Raw genomic sequence first — 17848 nt, forward strand, 5'->3', positions numbered from 1 at the left:
CTATCTCCCGTTGAAAACGCCGAGGCGTTCGCCGGAATAGACGGTTTCGCGCAGCGGCCTCCACCACCATTCGTTATCCAAGTACCAGCGCACGGTCTTCTCGATGCCGGTTTCGAAGGTCTCTTGCGCCTTCCAGCCGAGTTCGCTCTCGAGTTTCGAGGCGTCGATCGCATAGCGTGCGTCGTGTCCCGGACGGTCCGTGACGTTGGTGATCAGACGCGCATGCGGTGCCTTGTCACTGTAGACGCCGTCGAGAATCGCGCAGATGCGGTGAACGACATCGATGTTCCTGCGCTCATTGCGGCCGCCCACATTGTATTTTTCGCCGGGGCGCCCTCTGGATGCGATTGTGTAGAGCGCGCGGGCATGGTCCTCGACATAGAGCCAGTCGCGAACATTCGCGCCGTTGCCGTAAACCGGAAGAGGCTTACCCTCGAGTGCGTTCAGGATCATCAGCGGAATGAGCTTTTCCGGGAAATGGAACGGGCCGTAATTGTTGGAGCAATTGGAGACGACGACGGGCAGGCCGTAGGTGCGGTGCCAGGCGATCGCCAGATGATCGCTCGCGGCCTTGGAGGCGGAGTAGGGCGACGACGGATCGTAGGGCGTCGTTTCCTCGAAGAGACCCTCGTCGCCGAGCGAGCCGTAGACCTCGTCCGTCGAGACATGCAGAAAGCGGAAGGCACTCTTGCGGTGAGCGTCAAGCCCATCCCAATAGTGCCGTGCGGCATCCAGCAGACTGAATGTGCCGACAATGTTGGTCTGAATGAAATCAGCCGCGCCCGAGATCGAGCGGTCGACATGGCTCTCGGCCGCGAGATGCATGACGATATCAGGTCGGAAGGACGCCAATGCTTCCTGCATCCTGGCGCGGTCGCAGATGTCGGCGCGCAGAAATTGGTAGTTCGGCGCCGATTCGACGGATTTCAGCGATGCCAGATTGCCGGCATAGGTCAGCGTGTCGACATTCAGCACCTCGGCGCCGATCTCGCTGACCAGATGGCGCACCAAAGCCGATCCGATGAAGCCCGCTCCGCCCGTGACCAGTATGCGCATCGTCGATCAATCCTGGGGTTGCTGTGTTGAATAGGAAAAATGGCTTGGCAGATCGGCGAGCCGCGGCAGCGTCTTGTCCTTGTCGGACGATACCATGTCACTCTCGTCGAAAGGCCAGCGAATGCCGATCGCCGGATCGTTCCACGCGATGCCCCGATCATGTTGCGGGCTATAGGACGCGGTTACCTTGTAGCTGATGACGCTGTTCGGCTCGATCGTTGCGAAGCCGTGCGCGAAGCCGGGCGGTATCCAGAGCTGTTTGCCAGTGTCCGGCGAGAGCTCCTGGGAGAGCCATTGACCAAAGCTCGGTGATCCGACACGGATATCGACGACGACATCCATGATCCGGCCGGCAAGGCAGCGCACCAGCTTGCCCTGTGCGAAAGGTGGTATCTGGAAATGCAGCCCCCGAACGGTGCCGGCCTGCGCCGAAAGCGATTCATTGTCCTGGACGAACGCGACGTCGGCCACATTTTCCCGGAACCAGGCATCCTTGAATACTTCCGAGAAGTAGCCGCGGTGATCGCCGAAACGTGGCGGCGTGATTGCAACGATGCCCTCGATGGCGCCGGTCTCAATGTGCATGACTTACCTTTTCCGCGGCCTTCATCAGGCGGCCGCCTTCATAACGCTCAGCAGCATCTGCGCCTGCGATCGGCTCTGGATGGCCACAAGGCCTTTTGCTGCAATGGCATCGCGCTCGTCGGCATCTGCGATCAGCTTGTAGCAGCGCTCGATCATGTCGTCATACGGCTCAATTGCCAAGCCGCCGATGAAGGGCTGGAGGTCCGGATCGCGGATATCGCCTTCCGTCAGCACGCAAACGCGATTGGCGAGCAGATAGGAAATGCGTACGATCTCGAAGACGCCGCTCGCATAATGATGGATGTTGATGACGATCTTGGCGCGGGCAATCGCCGCATCGCGTTCCGCACCATAGATGTTGAAGAGATGCGCGACCTTGAGCCCGCCGTCCTTCAGCGTCTTCAGGATATGGTGGCGGCGTTCGTTCATCGAGCCGTAGAAGAGCACGTCGATATCCTTGACGGGGGCGTGCTGGATCTGGCTCAGGCAACGGCTGTAACCGATTTCTAACACACCGGCGTGGTCGATCCCCTTAGCGGCAAGATTTTCGCGGTTGCGCGGGCTGTAGTCGAGGACGGGTATCGCCCTTAGGATCGACACATAGCGCGAATTGATCCAGCTGCTTTCTTCAGACACTTGCTCGAGGTTGATGAGAACGCTGTCTTGCGGCAGGTGGCCAACGATTTCGGCCGGAAGCAGATTGCCGCCATAAATGATCGGCACACGGCCCGCGAACTCGTTCATATCCCTGACGATCGGTGCCGAACCGCCGAGTTCCTCGAAGGCGCCCTGCAGGCCGAGCGCGACTTCGTCGAAGGCGTGGCTGTGATTGTAGTTTTGGGGCGTCACGATCCAGATGCAATGGCGATCCTTATGGGCCTGCCATCCGCCGGCAAAGGGCTGCAATGCATTGCGAGGCGGCTGCTCGATCTTCGGCGCGGCTGGTATAGCGTGCCTTTCCGTTCGTATCGGCTGCTGTGGGCCTGGAGAGGCGCCTGAAGCCTGCTGAGCATAGGCGCGCGTCAGTTCGCGGCCGCCCGTGAACTGACCGCGTGGCATCCAGGCCGGTGGGTCATCGGCGCACCAGATCAGGTGCGGTTGCTTGATGAGCGGTTGGCGGCCTTCCTGCCACTTTGTCAGGAGAGCCTCCTCACGGCTCCGCAGAAAGGCTTCCTTGGCGGCGAAGAGGCCATGCAGCATCCGGCCGAGGCGGACGCCGAACTTCCACTCGAAATCGGCAGGCGCCGGCGCGAAGGCGGCGATCTTCAATCCTGTGGCTGCAGCCTGCTGGACATAGAGCCCGAGCAGGCGCTCGATCACGAAGGGGCGCATCGTCGCGTTGGCGTCGCGTGAATATTGCGCTGAACCAGCATAGGCAATGCCCGCCGGCGTGCCGCGGCGCGCTTCATTTTCCAGCGATTCCAGAATGCGTTCGCAGAAGGCGAAATATCCAGCCCAGAACTTTCTATTGCCGCAGAAATAGTTGCAGAACATAAAGGCGGTTTTGTCTTGCGGCGGCGCGATCGGGTAGCCAAGCTGCTGGATATGCAGGAAGATCGGCTCCATGCCTGGATGGCCGCCAAGCAGCGAATGCTCCCAGACGTTGCTGTAAATGGCGGCATGGCCGATCAGCGGATTGTAGAGATAGGCATCCGCACCTTCCGCCCTGGCCTTTTCCGCCTCGGTGACGAAGGATGGGAAGTCTGTGACGGATTTTACCTCGAATTTGCTGGACAGCAGTCCCCAGAACACGTCTTCGCCGAGGCCGATCGCCTCGTGGTGCGCATGGAGGGTCCGGAAGAGCTCGTATTCGCGGGTCGCAGCCTGCGTATTGAACGAGATGTCGAGCGGCACGGCAGCCGCGTCGAGCTGGCTGCGCTGCGAAGGATCGAGATAAGGCTGATAGATGATGACGGATCCGGTGCGGGCGGCTTTTTCCGTAAGAAGCGCCAGATCAGGAAGGCCGGCAGGTAAAGAAGAAATGGACTGATTTATTGTCAAGGTATCGTCCTTCGCGGTTTCCGTCTGCTTGGCGATCCGCAGAACGGCAATTCGAGCCTGTTTGGTGCCTACTATTGGAAAAGAAGCTTGCGCCACGCTGTTTGCAAGACTTTCGCTGGTCAGCCTGGAGGATTGCGGCAGCCCGACTTATCCGTGGTCAGCTTTCTCCAGCTGGCTTTGTCGGCTCAGCCGCTTCTGCTGCCAGTATCGCGATGGGTTGCGATGTTCGGAGTTGGGCCGCCTCGGTTTATACGCCGCTTCTATAGACCCCATCATTCGATACGGTCACGATATCGCCGAACAAGGACCCGGGTAGGGTATTGCCGTAGAGTTCGGATAACCGTTTGATGAGAAGATAGCTTCCCAAGCGCTCCTGGCAAAATGAGATCGCACGTTTCTGCACGGGATCTTCGGCCTGAAACGGTTGATATCGTTTCGCAAATTCAAAGGACGGCGCCACAAGGCGCACAAAAGCATCCAGCCACCAGTCCGTCGGATATGTGCCGAGCTCGATGCCTCCAGGCACAAAAGTGCCGGAATTGAAAAATTGCAAAGCTTCGGCTTGTGTTAAAGCGGTTGTTTCGATTGCGGATGCCGTATATCTGAGGAAATCAACAATATTATGGAAGCGTGCATAGTGGTGAGAAATATTCTGGAGATTCAAAGGTCGCGGCAGAAAGAAGTCTTCTAGAGAAAATGCCGGATCATCCGGTCTTGTGATTTCTGTTTCTTCTGAAGTCGCTGTGTACATCCCAGGATATTCGGGATTCGGTGTTCCGATTCTTTGTCGTATTAAATATTTTCGATATTGCCAGATGGTGATGTTGCGAGGTTTTACTGGCTCTTCCGCGACCACTTTTGCGATCGCTATCGTCCCCAGCGATCCTGACAATTTCGCGTGAAGCTCCTCTGGCTCGCTGAAAAAATCATAACCGGCAATAACATCCATCCCCCTGTTGTCCAAAGGCGGTTTGGAATTGAGCCATATGATTTTCGAGCCCTCCGGAGGAGGGTAGCTCGGCAAATCCTTATGGCAAACAATGAAAATGGTCATATCTGTAATCAGCCTCTTGTGGATGGGGAGTTTCTGCCGGCTGCAATTACCACGCTGCTCGCCCGTCATTGCCTCCTGTCAGCGTGAGGGGTGCGAAGGTATCTGCCTTGGGGATGTTTCTACAGCGCGTTCCTTGCGCGTAGCAGGTGCGAAGCCGGATCCATCCGGGAATGAAGTCGGGTGCGGCAAGCCGAAGCGCGTCGACACTCTTTTGCTTGAGCCTGCTGTCGCCATCGGCGATATCTGCAGACCGCAATAGCGGTGAGTCTCCACCCATATCGACGGGCACTAGGCAACGCGCTTGACGAAATTCCCTAACGCGAAAACTGAATGACTTCGCCATTATACTGCGCGCGCGCCATCTCGCGAAAGCCGAGCTTGGCTGCGACCCTGAGCGACGCCACGTTCTCGGGGCTGATGATGCAGCTCATCGCCATTCCTGGAAAATGCACTTCCGCCCAGCCGATCAGGGCTGTCAGTGCCTCGGTGGCATAACCGCGGCCCTGGGCTACCGGCATCAGCGCCCAGCCGACCTCCATCGTTCCCTCTATTGACGGTACCATTTCGCGGCGGGCTTCGAGAAAACCGGCTTCGCCGATGAACCGGCCGCTTGCCTTTTCCTCGATCGCAAGAAAGCCGAACCCCATATGGTGCCACATGCCGGCAATGCGCAGCATACGGGCCCAGCTCTGCTCGCGCGTCGAGGGCGCGCCGCTGATGAAGCGGACAACATCCTCGCTCGCCCACAACGCCGCGTGCGCTTCGAAATCGTCGAGGTGGTGAGGGCGAAGCGTCAACCGCTGCGTTTCGAGCGTGGGGACGTCTGTCACATCAGGTCCTCCGGGAGCTGCGCCGTCACGCGCCGGCTTCGCCGTCCCAGTAATCGAGCGGATTTTCCGAGCGTCCCATATACCGGAATCGCCCGGGCCTTGCGCCATCTCTGTTGGTCTTGGCGAGAAACTTTCCGGAATCGGGATATTCGACGATCTCGGTCTTCGCCATCGTCGAGATGCCGAGATAGACGAGGGTCGCCGTGCCGGTATTGATGATCTGGTGCGCCGTTTCAGGACCGCCGGCCGGCGCGCCGAGCACATCGCCGGCTTTGATCGCATGGCGCTCGTCGCCGAAGCGGTATTCGCCGGTGCCCGCGATCACGTAGAAGAGCTCATCTTCGACATGGTGATTGTGGAAGGGGCAGCTCGATTTGCCCGACGGCACTTCGTTATAGCTGATGCCGAGACTGGCTAGACCAAGACGTGCGCCGAACGAGGCGTCGGCGCCTTCGTAGAACTCGCCCTGTTTCCAGTGATCGAGCGCGAGATCGGCGATATTGATCACCGCTTTTGGTTCTGTCGCCATGATGTCCTCCTGTTGCAGGAAAAGAAGCTATCATCTTGGCGGAAAATTCAATGCCCGTCTGTGCTGATCCGGGATGTCCCCGGCATGGGCGGAGAGGAGACCGCCCCCATGCTTCGAGCGCCGCGCTTCGGGCGGAACGCGACGCTCTATCTTTGGCGATGCGCTGGAACCTCAGCGGACGTAGAAAGTCAGGCTTCCGTCAGCCGCCTGTTCGGCATTGACGATGTTGCGGACGTCGACGCCTTCATGGTTGAGCCGACGGGCAAGCGACCGGTTGGCGTCGATCGAAGCCTGGATGCCCCGGATGGCTTGGCCGGAGCGTTCCGGCGCCGAGCGCGGACCCGTCGTCTCGTCGTCGAGATTGCGCCAGTTATGGACCTGCTCGACGTTGAAGTCATTGCCCTGGAAGGTCCTGAGGGTCTGCTCGATGCCCTGGGCGGTGTTCATCCCAAGGCTTTCGGCCCGGCTGGTGCCGGCAAATGCAAGCGAGGAGAGGGCGGCGGCGAGGGTGATTGTGACAACGCGGTTCATGATTGTATCCTTTCATCTGCTTTGACGGTCGGCTGTCTTTGCAGGGGATCGTCTCGTCACGACATGGAATTGGCGTTGCCCACTTCGCGATTCAATGGACTAAGCCACTGAAAATCCATTAAAAATTCTTCATGAAAATCGCCTTCGAATCGCCGTTTTCCAGGCGTCCGGGGAAACTGGTTTGAAAGGCCTGCTCAGCTGTGCAGCTATCCCTTTGCCGATATTTCGTCTTTGGCGTTGCGGCATCGGGCGAAAGTGCTTGCCATTCTGATGAAGGCATGTTTTGACCGCGGCCTGCCGAGTGGAAAACGCCCCATAAAACGAAGGTGAACCATGCCGAGAGAGACCGCTCCCCATATTTTGATCGTTGAGGCCCGCTTCTACGACGACATGGCCGATGCCCTGCTCGAAGGCGCGACCTTCGCATTGCAAGAGGCCGGCGCCACCTTTGAGGTCGTCACCGTTCCCGGCGCCCTGGAAATTCCGGCAGCGATTGCCATGTCGCTCGATGGAGACGACAATGGCGGCACACATTATGACGGCTATGTCGCCCTCGGCATGGTCATCCGCGGCGAGACCTATCACTTCGATATCGTGTCGAACGAATCCTCGCGCGCTTTGATGGATCTCGCGGTCAGCGAGTCCCTTGCCATCGGCAACGGCATCCTGACCGTGGAAAATGACGAACAGGCCTGGGCGCGCGCGCGCCGCTCGGACAAGGACAAGGGCGGATTTGCCGCTCGCGCAGCTCTGACGATGATCGAGCTGAAGCAGAAACTGGGTGCATGAAGAATGAGTGACGACAAGACGGAACGGCCGGTCAAGACTGCGAACCAGCGGGGCGCTGCCCGTCTTGCTGCCGTTCAGGCGCTTTATCAGATGGATGTCGGCGGCACGGGCGTTTTGGAAATCGTCGCTGAATACGAGGCGCACCGCCTCGGTCAGGAAATCGACGGCGCGACCTACCTGAAGGCGGATGCCGGCTGGTTTCGCTCCATCGTCTCCGGCGTGGTGCGTGATCAGGTCCGCCTCGACCCGCTGATCGCTGCAGCGCTGCAGGATGATTGGGCTCTGTCGCGGCTTGACAGCACCGTGCGCGCCATCCTGCGCGCCGGCGTCTTCGAACTTCTTGACCGCAAGGACGTTCCGGTGGCGGTCATCGTCACCGAATATGTCGAGATCGCTCAGGCCTTTTTCGATGACGACGAGCCGAAGCTCGTCAACGCCGTGCTCGACCGCATCGCCAAGCAGGTCCGCGGAGAGGCCAAGAAATAGGTTCATTAGCTGCCAGACAATCTCCCTTCGTCCTTTCTTCGCAGCGTAACTGTTTTCGCCAGTTGCGGTCTTGACGCCACGTGATCGACCACGCAATCTCCGCACGGCTTAGCTGTGGCATTTCTGTGGAGAGGAAAGGCGATTCGGCGGCGTATCTGCCGGAGGAGGAGTGAGCTCCGGCCTATGGGAGGAAAGAGCGAAATGACCATTCTTTTATGCGTAATTGCATGCGGTCTGCTCTCGGTGGTCTATGCCGCCTGGGCAACTCGGTCGGTGCTTGCCGCCGATCAGGGCAATAGCCGGATGCAGGAGATCGCGGGCTATATCCGGGAAGGCGCTCAGGCCTATCTGACGCGCCAGTATCGCACCATTGCCCTCGTCGGCGTCGTTGTCTTCATCGCAGCCTGGCTGCTTCTTTCCGCCACGGCCGCCATCGGCTTCCTGATCGGCGCCGTGCTGTCAGGCGCTGCCGGTTTCATCGGCATGCACGTCTCCGTCCGCGCCAACGTGCGCACCGCGCAGGCCGCGTCTGCCAGCCTCTCCGCCGGCCTCGACATCGCCTTCAAGTCGGGTGCGATCACCGGCATGCTGGTGGCGGGCCTCGCGCTGCTCGGCGTCTCCATCTACTACACTATTCTGACCGTCGGTCTCGGCCATGAGAGCGGCTCGCGCGACGTCATCGATTCGCTGGTGGCGCTCGGCTTCGGCGCTTCGCTGATCTCGATCTTTGCCCGTCTCGGCGGCGGCATCTTCACCAAGGGTGCCGATGTCGGCGGCGACCTCGTCGGCAAGGTGGAAGCCGGCATTCCCGAGGACGATCCGCGCAACCCGGCGACGATTGCCGATAACGTCGGTGACAATGTCGGCGACTGCGCCGGTATGGCCGCCGACCTTTTCGAGACCTATGCGGTCTCCGTCGTTGCCACCATGGTTCTCGCCGCGATCTTCTTTGCCGGCGCGCCGATCCTCCAGTCCGCGATGGTCTATCCGCTGGCCATCTGCGCCGCCTGCATCATCACCTCGATCATCGGCACCTTCTTCGTTAAGCTCGGTTCGAACGGCTCGATCATGGGCGCCCTCTACAAGGGCCTCATCGTCACCGGCCTGCTGTCGATCGTCGGTCTCGGCGCCGCCACCTCGCTGACGATTGGCTGGGGCTCGCTCGGCTCCGTTGCCGGTGCCGACGTGACCGGCACGAACCTCTTCATTTGCGGTCTCGTCGGCCTCGTCGTCACCGCGCTGATCGTCGTCATCACCGAATATTACACCGGCACTGGCAAGCGTCCGGTCGTCTCGATCGCCCAGTCGTCGGTCACCGGTCACGGCACCAACGTCATCCAGGGTCTGGCGGTCTCGCTGGAATCGACGGCGCTTCCCGCCATCGTCATCGTCGGCGGCATTCTCGGCACCTATCAGCTCGGCGGCCTTTTCGGCACCGGCATCGCGGTCACCGCCATGCTCGGCCTTGCCGGCATGATCGTTGCGCTCGATGCCTTCGGTCCGGTCACCGACAATGCCGGCGGCATCGCCGAAATGTCGCATCTGCCGCCCGAAGTGCGCAAGTCGACCGATGCGCTCGACGCGGTCGGCAACACCACGAAGGCGGTGACCAAGGGTTACGCGATCGGTTCGGCCGGCCTCGGTGCGCTGGTGCTTTTTGCCGCCTATGCCAACGATCTCAGGTATTTCGCCGCCCACGGCGACCAGTATCCCTACTTCGCCAATATCGGCGAAATCTCTTTCGAATTGTCGAATCCCTATGTCGTCGCCGGCCTGCTGTTCGGCGGCCTGATTCCCTATCTCTTCGGCGGCATCGCCATGACAGCCGTCGGTCGCGCCGCCGGCTCGATCGTCGAGGAGGTGCGCCGCCAGTTCAAGATGAAGCCGGGCATCATGCAGGGCACGGAAAAGCCGGATTACGGCAAGGCCGTCGACCTTCTGACCAAGGCGGCCATCCGCGAAATGATCGTGCCGTCGCTGCTGCCGGTGCTGGCGCCCATCGTCGTCTATTTCGGCGTGCTTCTGATCTCCGGTTCCAAGGCCTCCGCCTTTGCCGCCCTCGGCGCATCGCTGCTTGGCGTCATTATCAACGGCCTCTTCGTCGCCATCTCGATGACATCAGGCGGCGGCGCCTGGGACAATGCCAAGAAGAGCTTCGAGGACGGGTTCGTCGACAAGGACGGCGTGCGTCACATGAAGGGTTCGGATGCACACAAGGCCTCCGTTACCGGCGATACCGTCGGCGATCCCTACAAGGACACAGCCGGCCCCGCCGTCAACCCGGCGATCAAGATCACCAATATCGTGGCACTGCTGCTGCTCGCCGTTCTCGCCGGCTGACGCACATAAAAAACGCGGCGCCGAAAACGCCCAAACAAAAAACCCGCCGGATCGCTCCGGCGGGTTTTTCGTTCGAGACCTCTTCGATCAGCGCAGGCTGCTGGGATTCTGCGGTGTGCCGCCGGCGCCGCCGCCGAACAGGCTGCGGGCCGCGCTCGCGGCGCTGCCGCCGGAAAGCATCTGCTGCAGGAAGGTGAGTTCCTTGCCGCCGGTCGGCGTGACGCGCCCGATCGTGTCGAACACCTTGCCGTCCTGCAGCGTATAATTGGCGCGGCGGCTGACGACGCCGTCCTTGTCGAAATAGATCGCCAGAACGCTCTGATCGACGACCTTCAGCTTCTGGAAGGCGACCGAACGCGTGCGCCGCTGCGAGATGTAATAGAAGACTTCGCCGTCGAAGGTCGCCGTCGTCGACGGGGTGCCGAGTGAAAGCAGCGCCTGCTCGCGGCTCGAGCCTTCTGGAACGAGGTTCAGCGACTGCTGGTCGGCGACGTAGCCGCCATTGAGCACGGTGCCGGTCTGGCAGCCCGAAAGAGCAGTGGTTGAGGCGATTATGAAGGCAATGGCCGCGCTGCTGAAGAACTTCATGTCAGACTTGAAATACCGTTTCTTCAACGACATCTACTCCCTTGAGTGTCGATAGCAGCCGTTTGGGCCTTGCACGCTTCCTCCTGCAAAACCATTGTGGCCATTCCGGGTCGAATGTCCCGAATTTGTTTCACTGACGCCTCGAAGACGTCGTCCCGAAACTGGCCACGATCGGCATTGCAATTCGCGCCTGCTTCGGTAAACCAGCTTTCGAAATCATGCAACAAGGCCAGACGCCAGCCGGCGTGAAGATTGAGGCATTTCCGGAAAAAACAATGATCTTCGGACTCTTCCGCAAGAAAAACAACAATCACGCGATCGTCGACAGGCAATATGCGGCGCTGACGGCCGCCGCGCGCATGCCGGAACTTTATGAGCGGCTCAATGTGCCGGATACGGTCATGGGCCGTTTCGAAATGCTGTCGATCGTGATGATTCTGTATTTTCGCCGCACGCGCGCCTCTGCCGTCAGCGGCCAGGAGATCGCCCAGGAGATCGTCGACGCCTTTTTCCAGGACATCGACTATTCGATCCGCGAACTCGGCATCGGTGACAACAGCGTGCCGAAACGCATGAAGAAGCTCGCCGGCATGTTCTACGGCCGGCTCGAAGCCTATTCGAAGGCGATGGATGTGGGCGATCGCGAAGCGCTTGCGCTGGCGCTTCAGCGCAATATCTACCCCGAAAGCCCCGCACCGGCTGACATGTCCGGCCTTGCCGGCTGGATGGTGGCGGCAGAAGCCCATCTGTCCGCCGTTCCGGAAGAGATGATCGCCAGCGGCTCGGCAACGCTGCCGCCGGTCGCTTGAAGGAGGAAATAATGAAGAATGATCGGGACGATGTTCCCTTCTCCTATCACGTCAAGGTCGGCCATATCTCCGCCAACCCCGTCGAGGTCCATATCGAGGCCGACGCCAGCGAATTGAAGGCGCTCGCCAAGGCCTGGAACGTCGTCTCCGTCGAGGATCTGAGCGCCGATCTGCAGATTGGCCGCTGGAAGCGCGACGGAGTGCGCGTCAAGGGTCGCGTGCAGGCGAAGATCGTCCAGTCCTGCGTCGTGACGCTGGAACCGGTCGAAGCCGCCATCGACGAAAACTTCGAGCAGATTTTCGTGCCCGAGGGCTCCAAGCTTGCCCGCCAGCCCGGCAATGACGCCGGTGAAATGCTGCTCGATCCAGACGGTCCTGACCTGCCCGAGACCTTTGTCGGCGATACGATCGATGCCGGCGAGGTAGTCGCGGAATTCGCCGCTCTTGCGATCGACCCCTATCCGCGCAAAGAGGGCGTCGAGTTCGAAGGTCATATCGAAGATAGCGGCGAGAACGATAAAAAGCCCTCCGCTTTCGCGGTTCTCAAGGACTGGAAAAAGGACTGAAGCCTCGCTGGCATTTGACACAATTCAGTTGTATGCGACGCCAAAACCAGTATTTTGGCCGAAATTTCGCCCCTCGGCGGAAAGAAGGATCAGGGACGCGTGATCAGAATATCTCTCGACCTCATGGGTGGCGACTTTGGTCCCCAGGTTGTCATCCCCGGCGCTGCCAAGGCGCTGGATCGGCATCCGGATATTTCCTTCGTTTTTTACGGTCTTAAGGAACAGTGCGATCCTGTTCTCGCCAAATTTCCGAGACTCAAGGAAAAATCGGTCTTTCACGATTGCGAGCTTGCGGTCAGCATGGAAGAGAAGCCGAGCCAGGCGCTGCGCCGCGGCCGCTATGTCTCCACCATGTGGCGTTCGATCGAGGCGGTGAAGACGGGCGATGCCGATGTCGCGGTCTCGGCCGGCAATACCGGCGCCTTGATGGCGATGGCGAAGTTCTGTCTTCGCACCATGGCCAATATCGAACGCCCGGCGATCGCGGCGATCTGGCCCACGCTGAAGGGGGAGAGCATCGTGCTCGATGTCGGCGCGACGATCGGCGCCGATGCGCAGCAGCTGATGGATTTCGCCCTGATGGGTGGCGCCATGGCGCGCGCGCTTTTCGAGATCGAACGCCCGACGATCGGCCTTCTGAACGTCGGCGTTGAAGAGGTGAAAGGTCAGGAAGAGGTCAAGGAGGCCGGTAGGCTTTTGCGCGAGGCGAATATCGATTCACTCGAATATTCCGGCTTCGTCGAGGGCAACGATCTCGGCAAGGGGACCGTCGACGTCGTCGTCACCGAAGGGTTCTCCGGCAATATCGCCCTCAAGACCGCCGAAGGCACGGCCAAGCAGATCGCCGAATATCTGCGTGCGGCCATGTCGCGCACGCTGCTCGCCCGGATCGGCTACCTCTTCGCCAAAGGCGCCTTCGACATGCTTCGCGAGAAACTCGATCCGAGCAAAGTCAACGGTGGCGTGTTTCTCGGCCTGAACGGCATCGTCATCAAGAGCCATGGCGGCGCCAATGCCGAAGGCATCGCCGCCGCGATCGAGGTCGGCTACGACATGGCCAAGAACGGCCTTAATCAGAAAATAGAAAACGATCTTAAGAAATATCATGCCAAGCGCCTGCCCCCGATGGGCCCGGAAGCGGCATGAGCGATGGGGTTCAATCGAATATGATCCGTTCAGTGGTTCGCGGGTTCGGAGCCGCACTTCCGAAGCGCGTGATGACCAATCGAGATATGGAAGCCATCGTCGATACGTCGGACGAGTGGATCGTCCAGCGCACCGGCATCCGCCAGCGTTACGTGGCTGGCGACGACGAGACGACGGCCTCGCTCGGCGAGGCGGCCGCGCGGGCGGCGCTCGAAAATGGCGGCCTGACGCCCGCCGACATCGATCTCATCATCTGCGCCACGTCGACGCCCGACAACACGTTTCCGGCGACCTCGGTCAACATCCAGAACCGTCTCGGCATGCGCCACGGCTTCGCCTTTGACGTTCAGGCCGTCTGCACCGGTTTCGTCTATGCGGTGACGACTGCGGACGCCTATATCCGCGGTGGCCTGGCAAAACGCGTCCTGGTGATCGGCTCCGAGACTTTTTCGCGCATTCTCGACTGGAACGACCGCACGACCTGCGTGCTCTTCGGCGACGGCGCCGGCGCAATCGTGCTGGAGGCGGCCGAAGGCGAGGGGACGTCTGCCGACCGCGGCGTGCTGACCGCGCATCTGCGTTCCGACGGTTCGCACAAGGACAAACTTTATGTCGACGGCGGACCGTCGACCACGGGCAGCGTCGGCAAGCTGCGCATGGAAGGCCGCGAGGTTTTCAAATACGCCGTCGGCATGATCACCGATGTCATCCAGGCTGCATTCGATTCGACCGGCACCACCGCCGAAGATCTTGACTGGCTGGTGCCGCACCAGGCCAATCGACGCATCATCGATGGTTCTGCGAAGAAGCTGAATATCGATGCGGAAAAGGTCGTCGTGACGGTCGATCTGCACGGCAATACCTCGGCCGCCTCGATCCCGCTCGCGCTTGCGACCGCTGCCGGAGACGGCCGCATCAAGAAGGGTGACCTGGTGATGCTCGAAGCGATGGGCGGCGGCTTCACCTGGGGCGCCGTTCTGTTGCGCTGGTAAGCGCAAATCCTAAAAAACTGGCGGCGAACAAGAGCTTGACCGTGAGGCGCAAGACAAATACTCTTCGAACGCTTTCACAAAATAATTTGTAATGGGCGGGGACCATGACCGGAAAAACAGTGACGCGAGCAGACCTGGCGGAATCCGTTTTCCGAAAGGTTGGGCTTTCCCGGACAGAATCCGCCGAACTTGTCGAAACCGTCATCGACGAAATCTGCAACGCCATAGTGCGTGGTGAAACCGTCAAGCTTTCTTCCTTCGCCACCTTTCAGGTTCGCGACAAGAACGAGCGGATCGGCCGCAACCCGAAGACCGGCGAGGAGGTTCCGATCTCTCCCCGCCGGGTCATGACCTTCAAGGCATCGAACGTGCTGAAGACGCGCATCCTCAAGGCGCATGTCGCTCGCAAGGTCAAGCTGAAGCCGCAGAATCCGGCTCTCTGATATCGGTCTTCCGCCTGCTCGGAACGGCTTTTTTCTCCCGCATCATCCATCGCCTGTGCGCAACGTCGACGCATGACTTGAATTGTCGACGCCAAACCTTTGAAATATGGTGAGTCGCCGTTGGATCGAGCATGCGAGGTTGCGTAGCATATGACGTTGGACAAGAGCCCCGATGCCTTTCGCACCATCAGCGAAGTCGCAGACGATCTTGATCTGCCGCAGCATGTGCTGCGTTTCTGGGAAACGCGGTTTCCTCAGATAAAGCCAATGAAACGCGGCGGCGGCCGTCGCTACTACCGGCCAGAGGATGTCGACCTTCTCAAGGGCATCCGGCATCTGCTCTATGATCACGGCTATACGATCAAGGGCGTGCAGAAGCTGCTGAAGACCAACGGCAACAAGTTCGTCATATCGGTCGGCCATGGCGACCTCGCCAGCGTCGAGGCGCTTGCCTCGGGCGTGCAGGAGACGGGATCGGGCGAGCCGCGCGTCGGCATGGCCGAGGAGGACCAGATTGTCGGCCGCGCCAAACCGCCCATCACCCGCCGGTTCTTCAACTTCGTCGCCGGAGACGACGATCAGCCGGAAGTCTCGATCGGCAAGTCGAGCATCGGCAAGGAAGACAGGGCGCTGCTGCAGGAGGCGCTTTACGACCTCCTCGAATGCAAGCGTCTGCTCGATCAGGTGCGTTGAGAAAACGCTCCTCAGGCTTCGGCAAGCAGCTTCATCGCCTGTTCGAGCTCGTTGAGCTGGAAAGGTTTGCGCAGCACCGGCAGCGTGCTAGGAGTGCTGCCTTCCGGCGCACTGCCATAGCCCGTCGCATAGAGATAGGGTTTGCCGCGCTCGTCGAGCAGCTTTGCGACCGGCAGCGAACTCCGGCCGGCAAGTGAGACGTCGAGGATGGCGGCGTCGAACTCCGTGTCCCTGGCAGCTGCGAGCGCCCGTTCCAGATCGGGCGCAGTCGCGCAAACCCGATAGCCGAGATCGCTCAGCATGTCCTCGAGAAGCATGGCGATCAGCGCATCGTCCTCGACGATGAATATGTCTTTCATGATCCCGTCCACCCATTCCCCTTGCTGGGCACGAAGTTTATGTGGACCGCTTGTGCTGCTCGTCAAGATGTTGCACGCAGCGGTAGTAAAACCTGTTGCGCAAAAGCCGCGCTGCGGTTTTACGGCACGATATGTGTAAACATGAAAGCCTAAGGCGCGGCAAGTGAATCTGAAAGATCGCGCCGCGCTTTTCGAAACAGCATATTGCCCGGCGAAATTCGTTGTGCAAAAGCTGGGATGCCATTTCAGCGACGCCTACTGCAAAAATTGGCGAAATGGGAATCGCTTTACGGAAAGAATTATGCAGTAATTCAAAGCGTTGCAGCGTCCTTTGCGTGCGTCTGAAAGGACGCGCGGCGCTGTGAGAAGGGGTATGGAATGGATTTGCTGAGTGCCACGGATTGGCTGCGTCATAGGCCGGGCTATACCTATCCGCTGGCGGTTGCCTTCGTTGGTCTGACGCTTCTTCTGCGATTCGCCGCCAGCGATCATCTCTCCGGTTTTCCCTTCCTGAGTTTCCTCCCGGCGATCTTGCTCGCCAGTTTCATCGGCGGCGCAGGACCGGGCCTCGTTGCGGCCATGGTTGCGGCCTTCGTCGTTCAGCACTTTTTCGTCGAGCCGCATGACGCATTCTGGCCGGTCAGCGCAGGCCAATGGGTTGGCCTTTCGACCTATCTGGTCAATGCGGCGATCATCATCGGACTGATGGAGATGATCATCATCGCCCATGGCAGGCAGAGCCGCCTCCGCTCCGAGCTCAACGGGTTCAACGCGCGCCTGGAGGAGACGGTGGCTGAGCGCACTGCCGCACTCAGGCACGAGATGGACGAGAATGCCGCCGCCCAGGCGCAGGTCCGCCAGCTGCAGAAGATGGAGACGATCGGTCAGCTCACAGGCGGCGTCGCCCATGATTTCAACAACATGCTGGCGATCATCATCGGCAATCTCGATCTTGCCCAGCGGCGCATGACCGGACACGAGGATCCACGCCTGCTGAACTCCCTTCAGAATGCCAGAGACGGAGCCCAGCGGGCCGCGGTGCTGACGGCGCGCCTTCTCGCCTTCTCGCGCCAGCAGCCGCTCGCCCCGGAGGTGATCGACATCAACAAGCTGGTCGGCGGCATGTCGGAGTTGCTGCGACGCACGCTCGGCGAACATATCCGCATCGAGACCGTGCTCGCCGGCGGCCTTTGGCCGAGCTTTGCCGATTTGAGCCAACTCGAAAACGCCATGTTGAACTTGGCCGTCAACGCGCGCGACGCTATGCCCGGCGGCGGTCATCTGACGATCGAGACTGCGAATACCGAACTGGATGAGCGATATTCACGGATGCATTCGGAGGTCGAAGCGGGCCAGTATGTGATGATCAGCATCACCGACACCGGCACCGGCATGTCGCCTGACGTGATCGACCGCGCCTTCGATCCGTTTTACACCACTAAAGGACCCGGCAAAGGGACTGGCCTCGGCCTCAGCCAGGTCTACGGCTACATCAAGCAGAGCGGCGGCCACATCAAGATCTATTCGGAGATCGACCGCGGAACGACGGTAAAGATCTATCTGCCACGCCATGTCGGCAAGGCGGATGCACGCCTCGCTGCCGCCGGCGCCCAGCCGATTCCCCAGGGCAGCGTCAACGATACGATCCTGGTGGTGGAGGACGATGAACACGTCCGCACCATGACCGCCGAAAGCCTGCATGAGCTCGGTTACACCGTATTGCAGGCGGGAAGCGGCGTAGAGGCGCTTCTCCTTCTTGAGGAGAATTCCGATATCGACCTGATCTTTACCGATATTGTGATGCCGCAGATGAGCGGGCGTCAGCTTGCCGACGCCGTTCAGGAAAAATGGCCAAGAATCAGGATCCTTTACACCACGGGTTACACGCGCAATGCCATCGTTCACAATGGCGTGCTGGATCACGGCGTTTCACTGCTTGCCAAGCCTTTCAGCCTGGAGCAGCTCGCCCATAAGATCCGCGAACTTCTGAATATGCCGGTGAGGATGGGAGACGAGGGGGCGTGAGGTGGCACACGCCGTGCATCTCCCGC

18 protein-coding genes and 1 pseudogene are annotated in these 17848 nt (G+C 60.1%); 10 read left to right on the top strand and 9 right to left on the bottom strand.

Annotation, left to right across the window (positions count from 1 at the left end):
• From rfbB to A7X77_RS06510, 7 genes and pseudogenes are all read right to left on the bottom strand, one after another.
• Nucleotides 1-1056: a dTDP-glucose 4,6-dehydratase gene (gene rfbB, locus A7X77_RS06480; protein WP_064682158.1), complete on the bottom strand. Its 1056-nt coding sequence runs from the start codon at nucleotides 1054-1056 to the stop codon at nucleotides 1-3.
• Between the two features lie 6 nt (nucleotides 1057-1062).
• Nucleotides 1063-1641: a dTDP-4-dehydrorhamnose 3,5-epimerase gene (gene rfbC, locus A7X77_RS06485; protein ID WP_064682159.1), complete on the bottom strand. Its 579-nt coding sequence runs from the start codon at nucleotides 1639-1641 to the stop codon at nucleotides 1063-1065.
• Nucleotides 1631-3642: pseudogene (locus A7X77_RS06490) on the bottom strand (glycosyltransferase family 1 protein). The gene rfbC and the pseudogene A7X77_RS06490 overlap by 11 nt, the downstream one beginning before the upstream one ends.
• Before the next feature lie 247 nt (nucleotides 3643-3889).
• Nucleotides 3890-4696 carry a hypothetical protein gene (locus A7X77_RS06495; RefSeq protein ID WP_064682333.1) on the bottom strand — a complete coding sequence of 269 codons (807 nt, stop codon included), beginning with the start codon at nucleotides 4694-4696 and terminating at the stop codon, nucleotides 3890-3892.
• Nucleotides 4697-5010: 314 nt separating this feature from the next.
• Nucleotides 5011-5526, bottom strand: coding sequence for a GNAT family N-acetyltransferase (locus A7X77_RS06500; RefSeq protein WP_064682160.1), 516 nt, complete (start codon nucleotides 5524-5526; stop codon nucleotides 5011-5013).
• Between the two features lie 25 nt (nucleotides 5527-5551).
• A complete protein-coding gene (locus A7X77_RS06505) occupies nucleotides 5552-6055 on the bottom strand; it encodes a cupin domain-containing protein (RefSeq protein ID WP_064682161.1) in 504 nt (167 codons plus the stop codon).
• 171 nt (nucleotides 6056-6226) lie between these two features.
• Nucleotides 6227-6586, bottom strand: coding sequence for a hypothetical protein (locus A7X77_RS06510; RefSeq protein ID WP_064682162.1), 360 nt, complete (start codon nucleotides 6584-6586; stop codon nucleotides 6227-6229).
• Nucleotides 6587-6919: 333 nt separating this feature from the next.
• Between A7X77_RS06510 and ribH the strand changes: the two genes are divergently transcribed.
• The 3 genes from ribH (at nucleotide 6920) to A7X77_RS06525 (ending at nucleotide 10201) form a co-directional block, all read left to right on the top strand.
• On the top strand, nucleotides 6920-7375 hold the full coding sequence (ribH, locus tag A7X77_RS06515) for a 6,7-dimethyl-8-ribityllumazine synthase (protein WP_004674116.1): 456 nt from the start codon (nucleotides 6920-6922) through the stop codon (nucleotides 7373-7375).
• 3 nt (nucleotides 7376-7378) lie between these two features.
• Nucleotides 7379-7861 (top strand): transcription antitermination factor NusB, encoded by a 483-nt coding sequence (gene nusB, locus A7X77_RS06520; protein WP_064682163.1) that lies wholly within the window; start codon nucleotides 7379-7381, stop codon nucleotides 7859-7861.
• A 201-nt stretch (nucleotides 7862-8062) separates the two neighbouring features.
• Complete coding sequence (locus A7X77_RS06525) at nucleotides 8063-10201, top strand: sodium-translocating pyrophosphatase (protein WP_064682164.1); 2139 nt, start codon at nucleotides 8063-8065, stop codon at nucleotides 10199-10201.
• Nucleotides 10202-10288: 87 nt separating this feature from the next.
• Here the strand turns inward: A7X77_RS06525 and A7X77_RS06530 are convergent, their stop codons facing one another.
• Nucleotides 10289-10822 (bottom strand): outer membrane protein assembly factor BamE, encoded by a 534-nt coding sequence (locus tag A7X77_RS06530; protein ID WP_064682165.1) that lies wholly within the window; start codon nucleotides 10820-10822, stop codon nucleotides 10289-10291.
• 185 nt (nucleotides 10823-11007) lie between these two features.
• On the opposite strand from A7X77_RS06530, the gene A7X77_RS06535 reads away from it, so the two are divergent.
• The 6 genes from A7X77_RS06535 to A7X77_RS06560 all read left to right on the top strand — a co-directional run bounded on the left by A7X77_RS06535 (nucleotide 11008) and on the right by A7X77_RS06560 (nucleotide 15438).
• Nucleotides 11008-11598, top strand: coding sequence for a ubiquinol-cytochrome C chaperone family protein (locus A7X77_RS06535; RefSeq protein ID WP_082928772.1), 591 nt, complete (start codon nucleotides 11008-11010; stop codon nucleotides 11596-11598).
• An 11-nt stretch (nucleotides 11599-11609) separates the two neighbouring features.
• Nucleotides 11610-12164 carry a YceD family protein gene (locus A7X77_RS06540; protein ID WP_064682167.1) on the top strand — a complete coding sequence of 185 codons (555 nt, stop codon included), beginning with the start codon at nucleotides 11610-11612 and terminating at the stop codon, nucleotides 12162-12164.
• A gap of 99 nt (nucleotides 12165-12263) precedes the next feature.
• A complete protein-coding gene (gene plsX / locus A7X77_RS06545) occupies nucleotides 12264-13310 on the top strand; it encodes a phosphate acyltransferase PlsX (RefSeq protein ID WP_064682335.1) in 1047 nt (348 codons plus the stop codon).
• A gap of 20 nt (nucleotides 13311-13330) precedes the next feature.
• Nucleotides 13331-14302, top strand: coding sequence for a beta-ketoacyl-ACP synthase III (locus A7X77_RS06550; protein WP_064682334.1), 972 nt, complete (start codon nucleotides 13331-13333; stop codon nucleotides 14300-14302).
• 104 nt (nucleotides 14303-14406) lie between these two features.
• Nucleotides 14407-14745 (top strand): integration host factor subunit alpha, encoded by a 339-nt coding sequence (locus A7X77_RS06555; RefSeq protein WP_064682168.1) that lies wholly within the window; start codon nucleotides 14407-14409, stop codon nucleotides 14743-14745.
• A 150-nt stretch (nucleotides 14746-14895) separates the two neighbouring features.
• Nucleotides 14896-15438 (top strand): MerR family transcriptional regulator, encoded by a 543-nt coding sequence (locus A7X77_RS06560; protein WP_064682169.1) that lies wholly within the window; start codon nucleotides 14896-14898, stop codon nucleotides 15436-15438.
• An 11-nt stretch (nucleotides 15439-15449) separates the two neighbouring features.
• Here the strand turns inward: A7X77_RS06560 and A7X77_RS06565 are convergent, their stop codons facing one another.
• Entirely contained in the window at nucleotides 15450-15797 is a 348-nt protein-coding gene (locus A7X77_RS06565; protein ID WP_064682336.1) for a response regulator, read from the bottom strand.
• A gap of 378 nt (nucleotides 15798-16175) precedes the next feature.
• Between A7X77_RS06565 and A7X77_RS06570 the strand changes: the two genes are divergently transcribed.
• On the top strand, nucleotides 16176-17822 hold the full coding sequence (locus tag A7X77_RS06570) for an ATP-binding protein (protein ID WP_064682170.1): 1647 nt from the start codon (nucleotides 16176-16178) through the stop codon (nucleotides 17820-17822).
• Nucleotides 17823-17848 lie beyond the last annotated feature (26 nt).

It is taken from the genome of Rhizobium bangladeshense (assembly GCF_001662075.1).
GTDB lineage: Bacteria > Pseudomonadota > Alphaproteobacteria > Rhizobiales > Rhizobiaceae > Rhizobium > Rhizobium bangladeshense_B.

What these genes read in the sequence shown, in the direction of transcription:
- rfbB (WP_064682158.1), bottom strand. Translation starts at nt 1,056, where the DNA reads ATGCGCATACTGGTCACGGGCGGAGCGGGCTTCATCGGATCGGCTTTG.
- rfbC (WP_064682159.1), bottom strand. Translation starts at nt 1,641, where the DNA reads ATGCACATTGAGACCGGCGCCATCGAGGGCATCGTTGCAATCACGCCG.
- A7X77_RS06495 (WP_064682333.1), bottom strand. Translation starts at nt 4,696, where the DNA reads ATGACCATTTTCATTGTTTGCCATAAGGATTTGCCGAGCTACCCTCCT.
- A7X77_RS06505 (WP_064682161.1), bottom strand. Translation starts at nt 6,055, where the DNA reads ATGGCGACAGAACCAAAAGCGGTGATCAATATCGCCGATCTCGCGCTC.
- A7X77_RS06510 (WP_064682162.1), bottom strand. Translation starts at nt 6,586, where the DNA reads ATGAACCGCGTTGTCACAATCACCCTCGCCGCCGCCCTCTCCTCGCTT.
- ribH (WP_004674116.1), top strand. Translation starts at nt 6,920, where the DNA reads ATGCCGAGAGAGACCGCTCCCCATATTTTGATCGTTGAGGCCCGCTTC.
- nusB (WP_064682163.1), top strand. Translation starts at nt 7,379, where the DNA reads ATGAGTGACGACAAGACGGAACGGCCGGTCAAGACTGCGAACCAGCGG.
- A7X77_RS06525 (WP_064682164.1), top strand. Translation starts at nt 8,063, where the DNA reads ATGACCATTCTTTTATGCGTAATTGCATGCGGTCTGCTCTCGGTGGTC.
- A7X77_RS06530 (WP_064682165.1), bottom strand. Translation starts at nt 10,822, where the DNA reads ATGTCGTTGAAGAAACGGTATTTCAAGTCTGACATGAAGTTCTTCAGC.
- A7X77_RS06535 (WP_082928772.1), top strand. Translation starts at nt 11,008, where the DNA reads ATGCAACAAGGCCAGACGCCAGCCGGCGTGAAGATTGAGGCATTTCCG.
- A7X77_RS06540 (WP_064682167.1), top strand. Translation starts at nt 11,610, where the DNA reads ATGAAGAATGATCGGGACGATGTTCCCTTCTCCTATCACGTCAAGGTC.
- A7X77_RS06550 (WP_064682334.1), top strand. Translation starts at nt 13,331, where the DNA reads ATGATCCGTTCAGTGGTTCGCGGGTTCGGAGCCGCACTTCCGAAGCGC.
- A7X77_RS06555 (WP_064682168.1), top strand. Translation starts at nt 14,407, where the DNA reads ATGACCGGAAAAACAGTGACGCGAGCAGACCTGGCGGAATCCGTTTTC.
- A7X77_RS06560 (WP_064682169.1), top strand. Translation starts at nt 14,896, where the DNA reads ATGACGTTGGACAAGAGCCCCGATGCCTTTCGCACCATCAGCGAAGTC.
- A7X77_RS06565 (WP_064682336.1), bottom strand. Translation starts at nt 15,797, where the DNA reads ATGAAAGACATATTCATCGTCGAGGACGATGCGCTGATCGCCATGCTT.
- A7X77_RS06570 (WP_064682170.1), top strand. Translation starts at nt 16,176, where the DNA reads ATGGATTTGCTGAGTGCCACGGATTGGCTGCGTCATAGGCCGGGCTAT.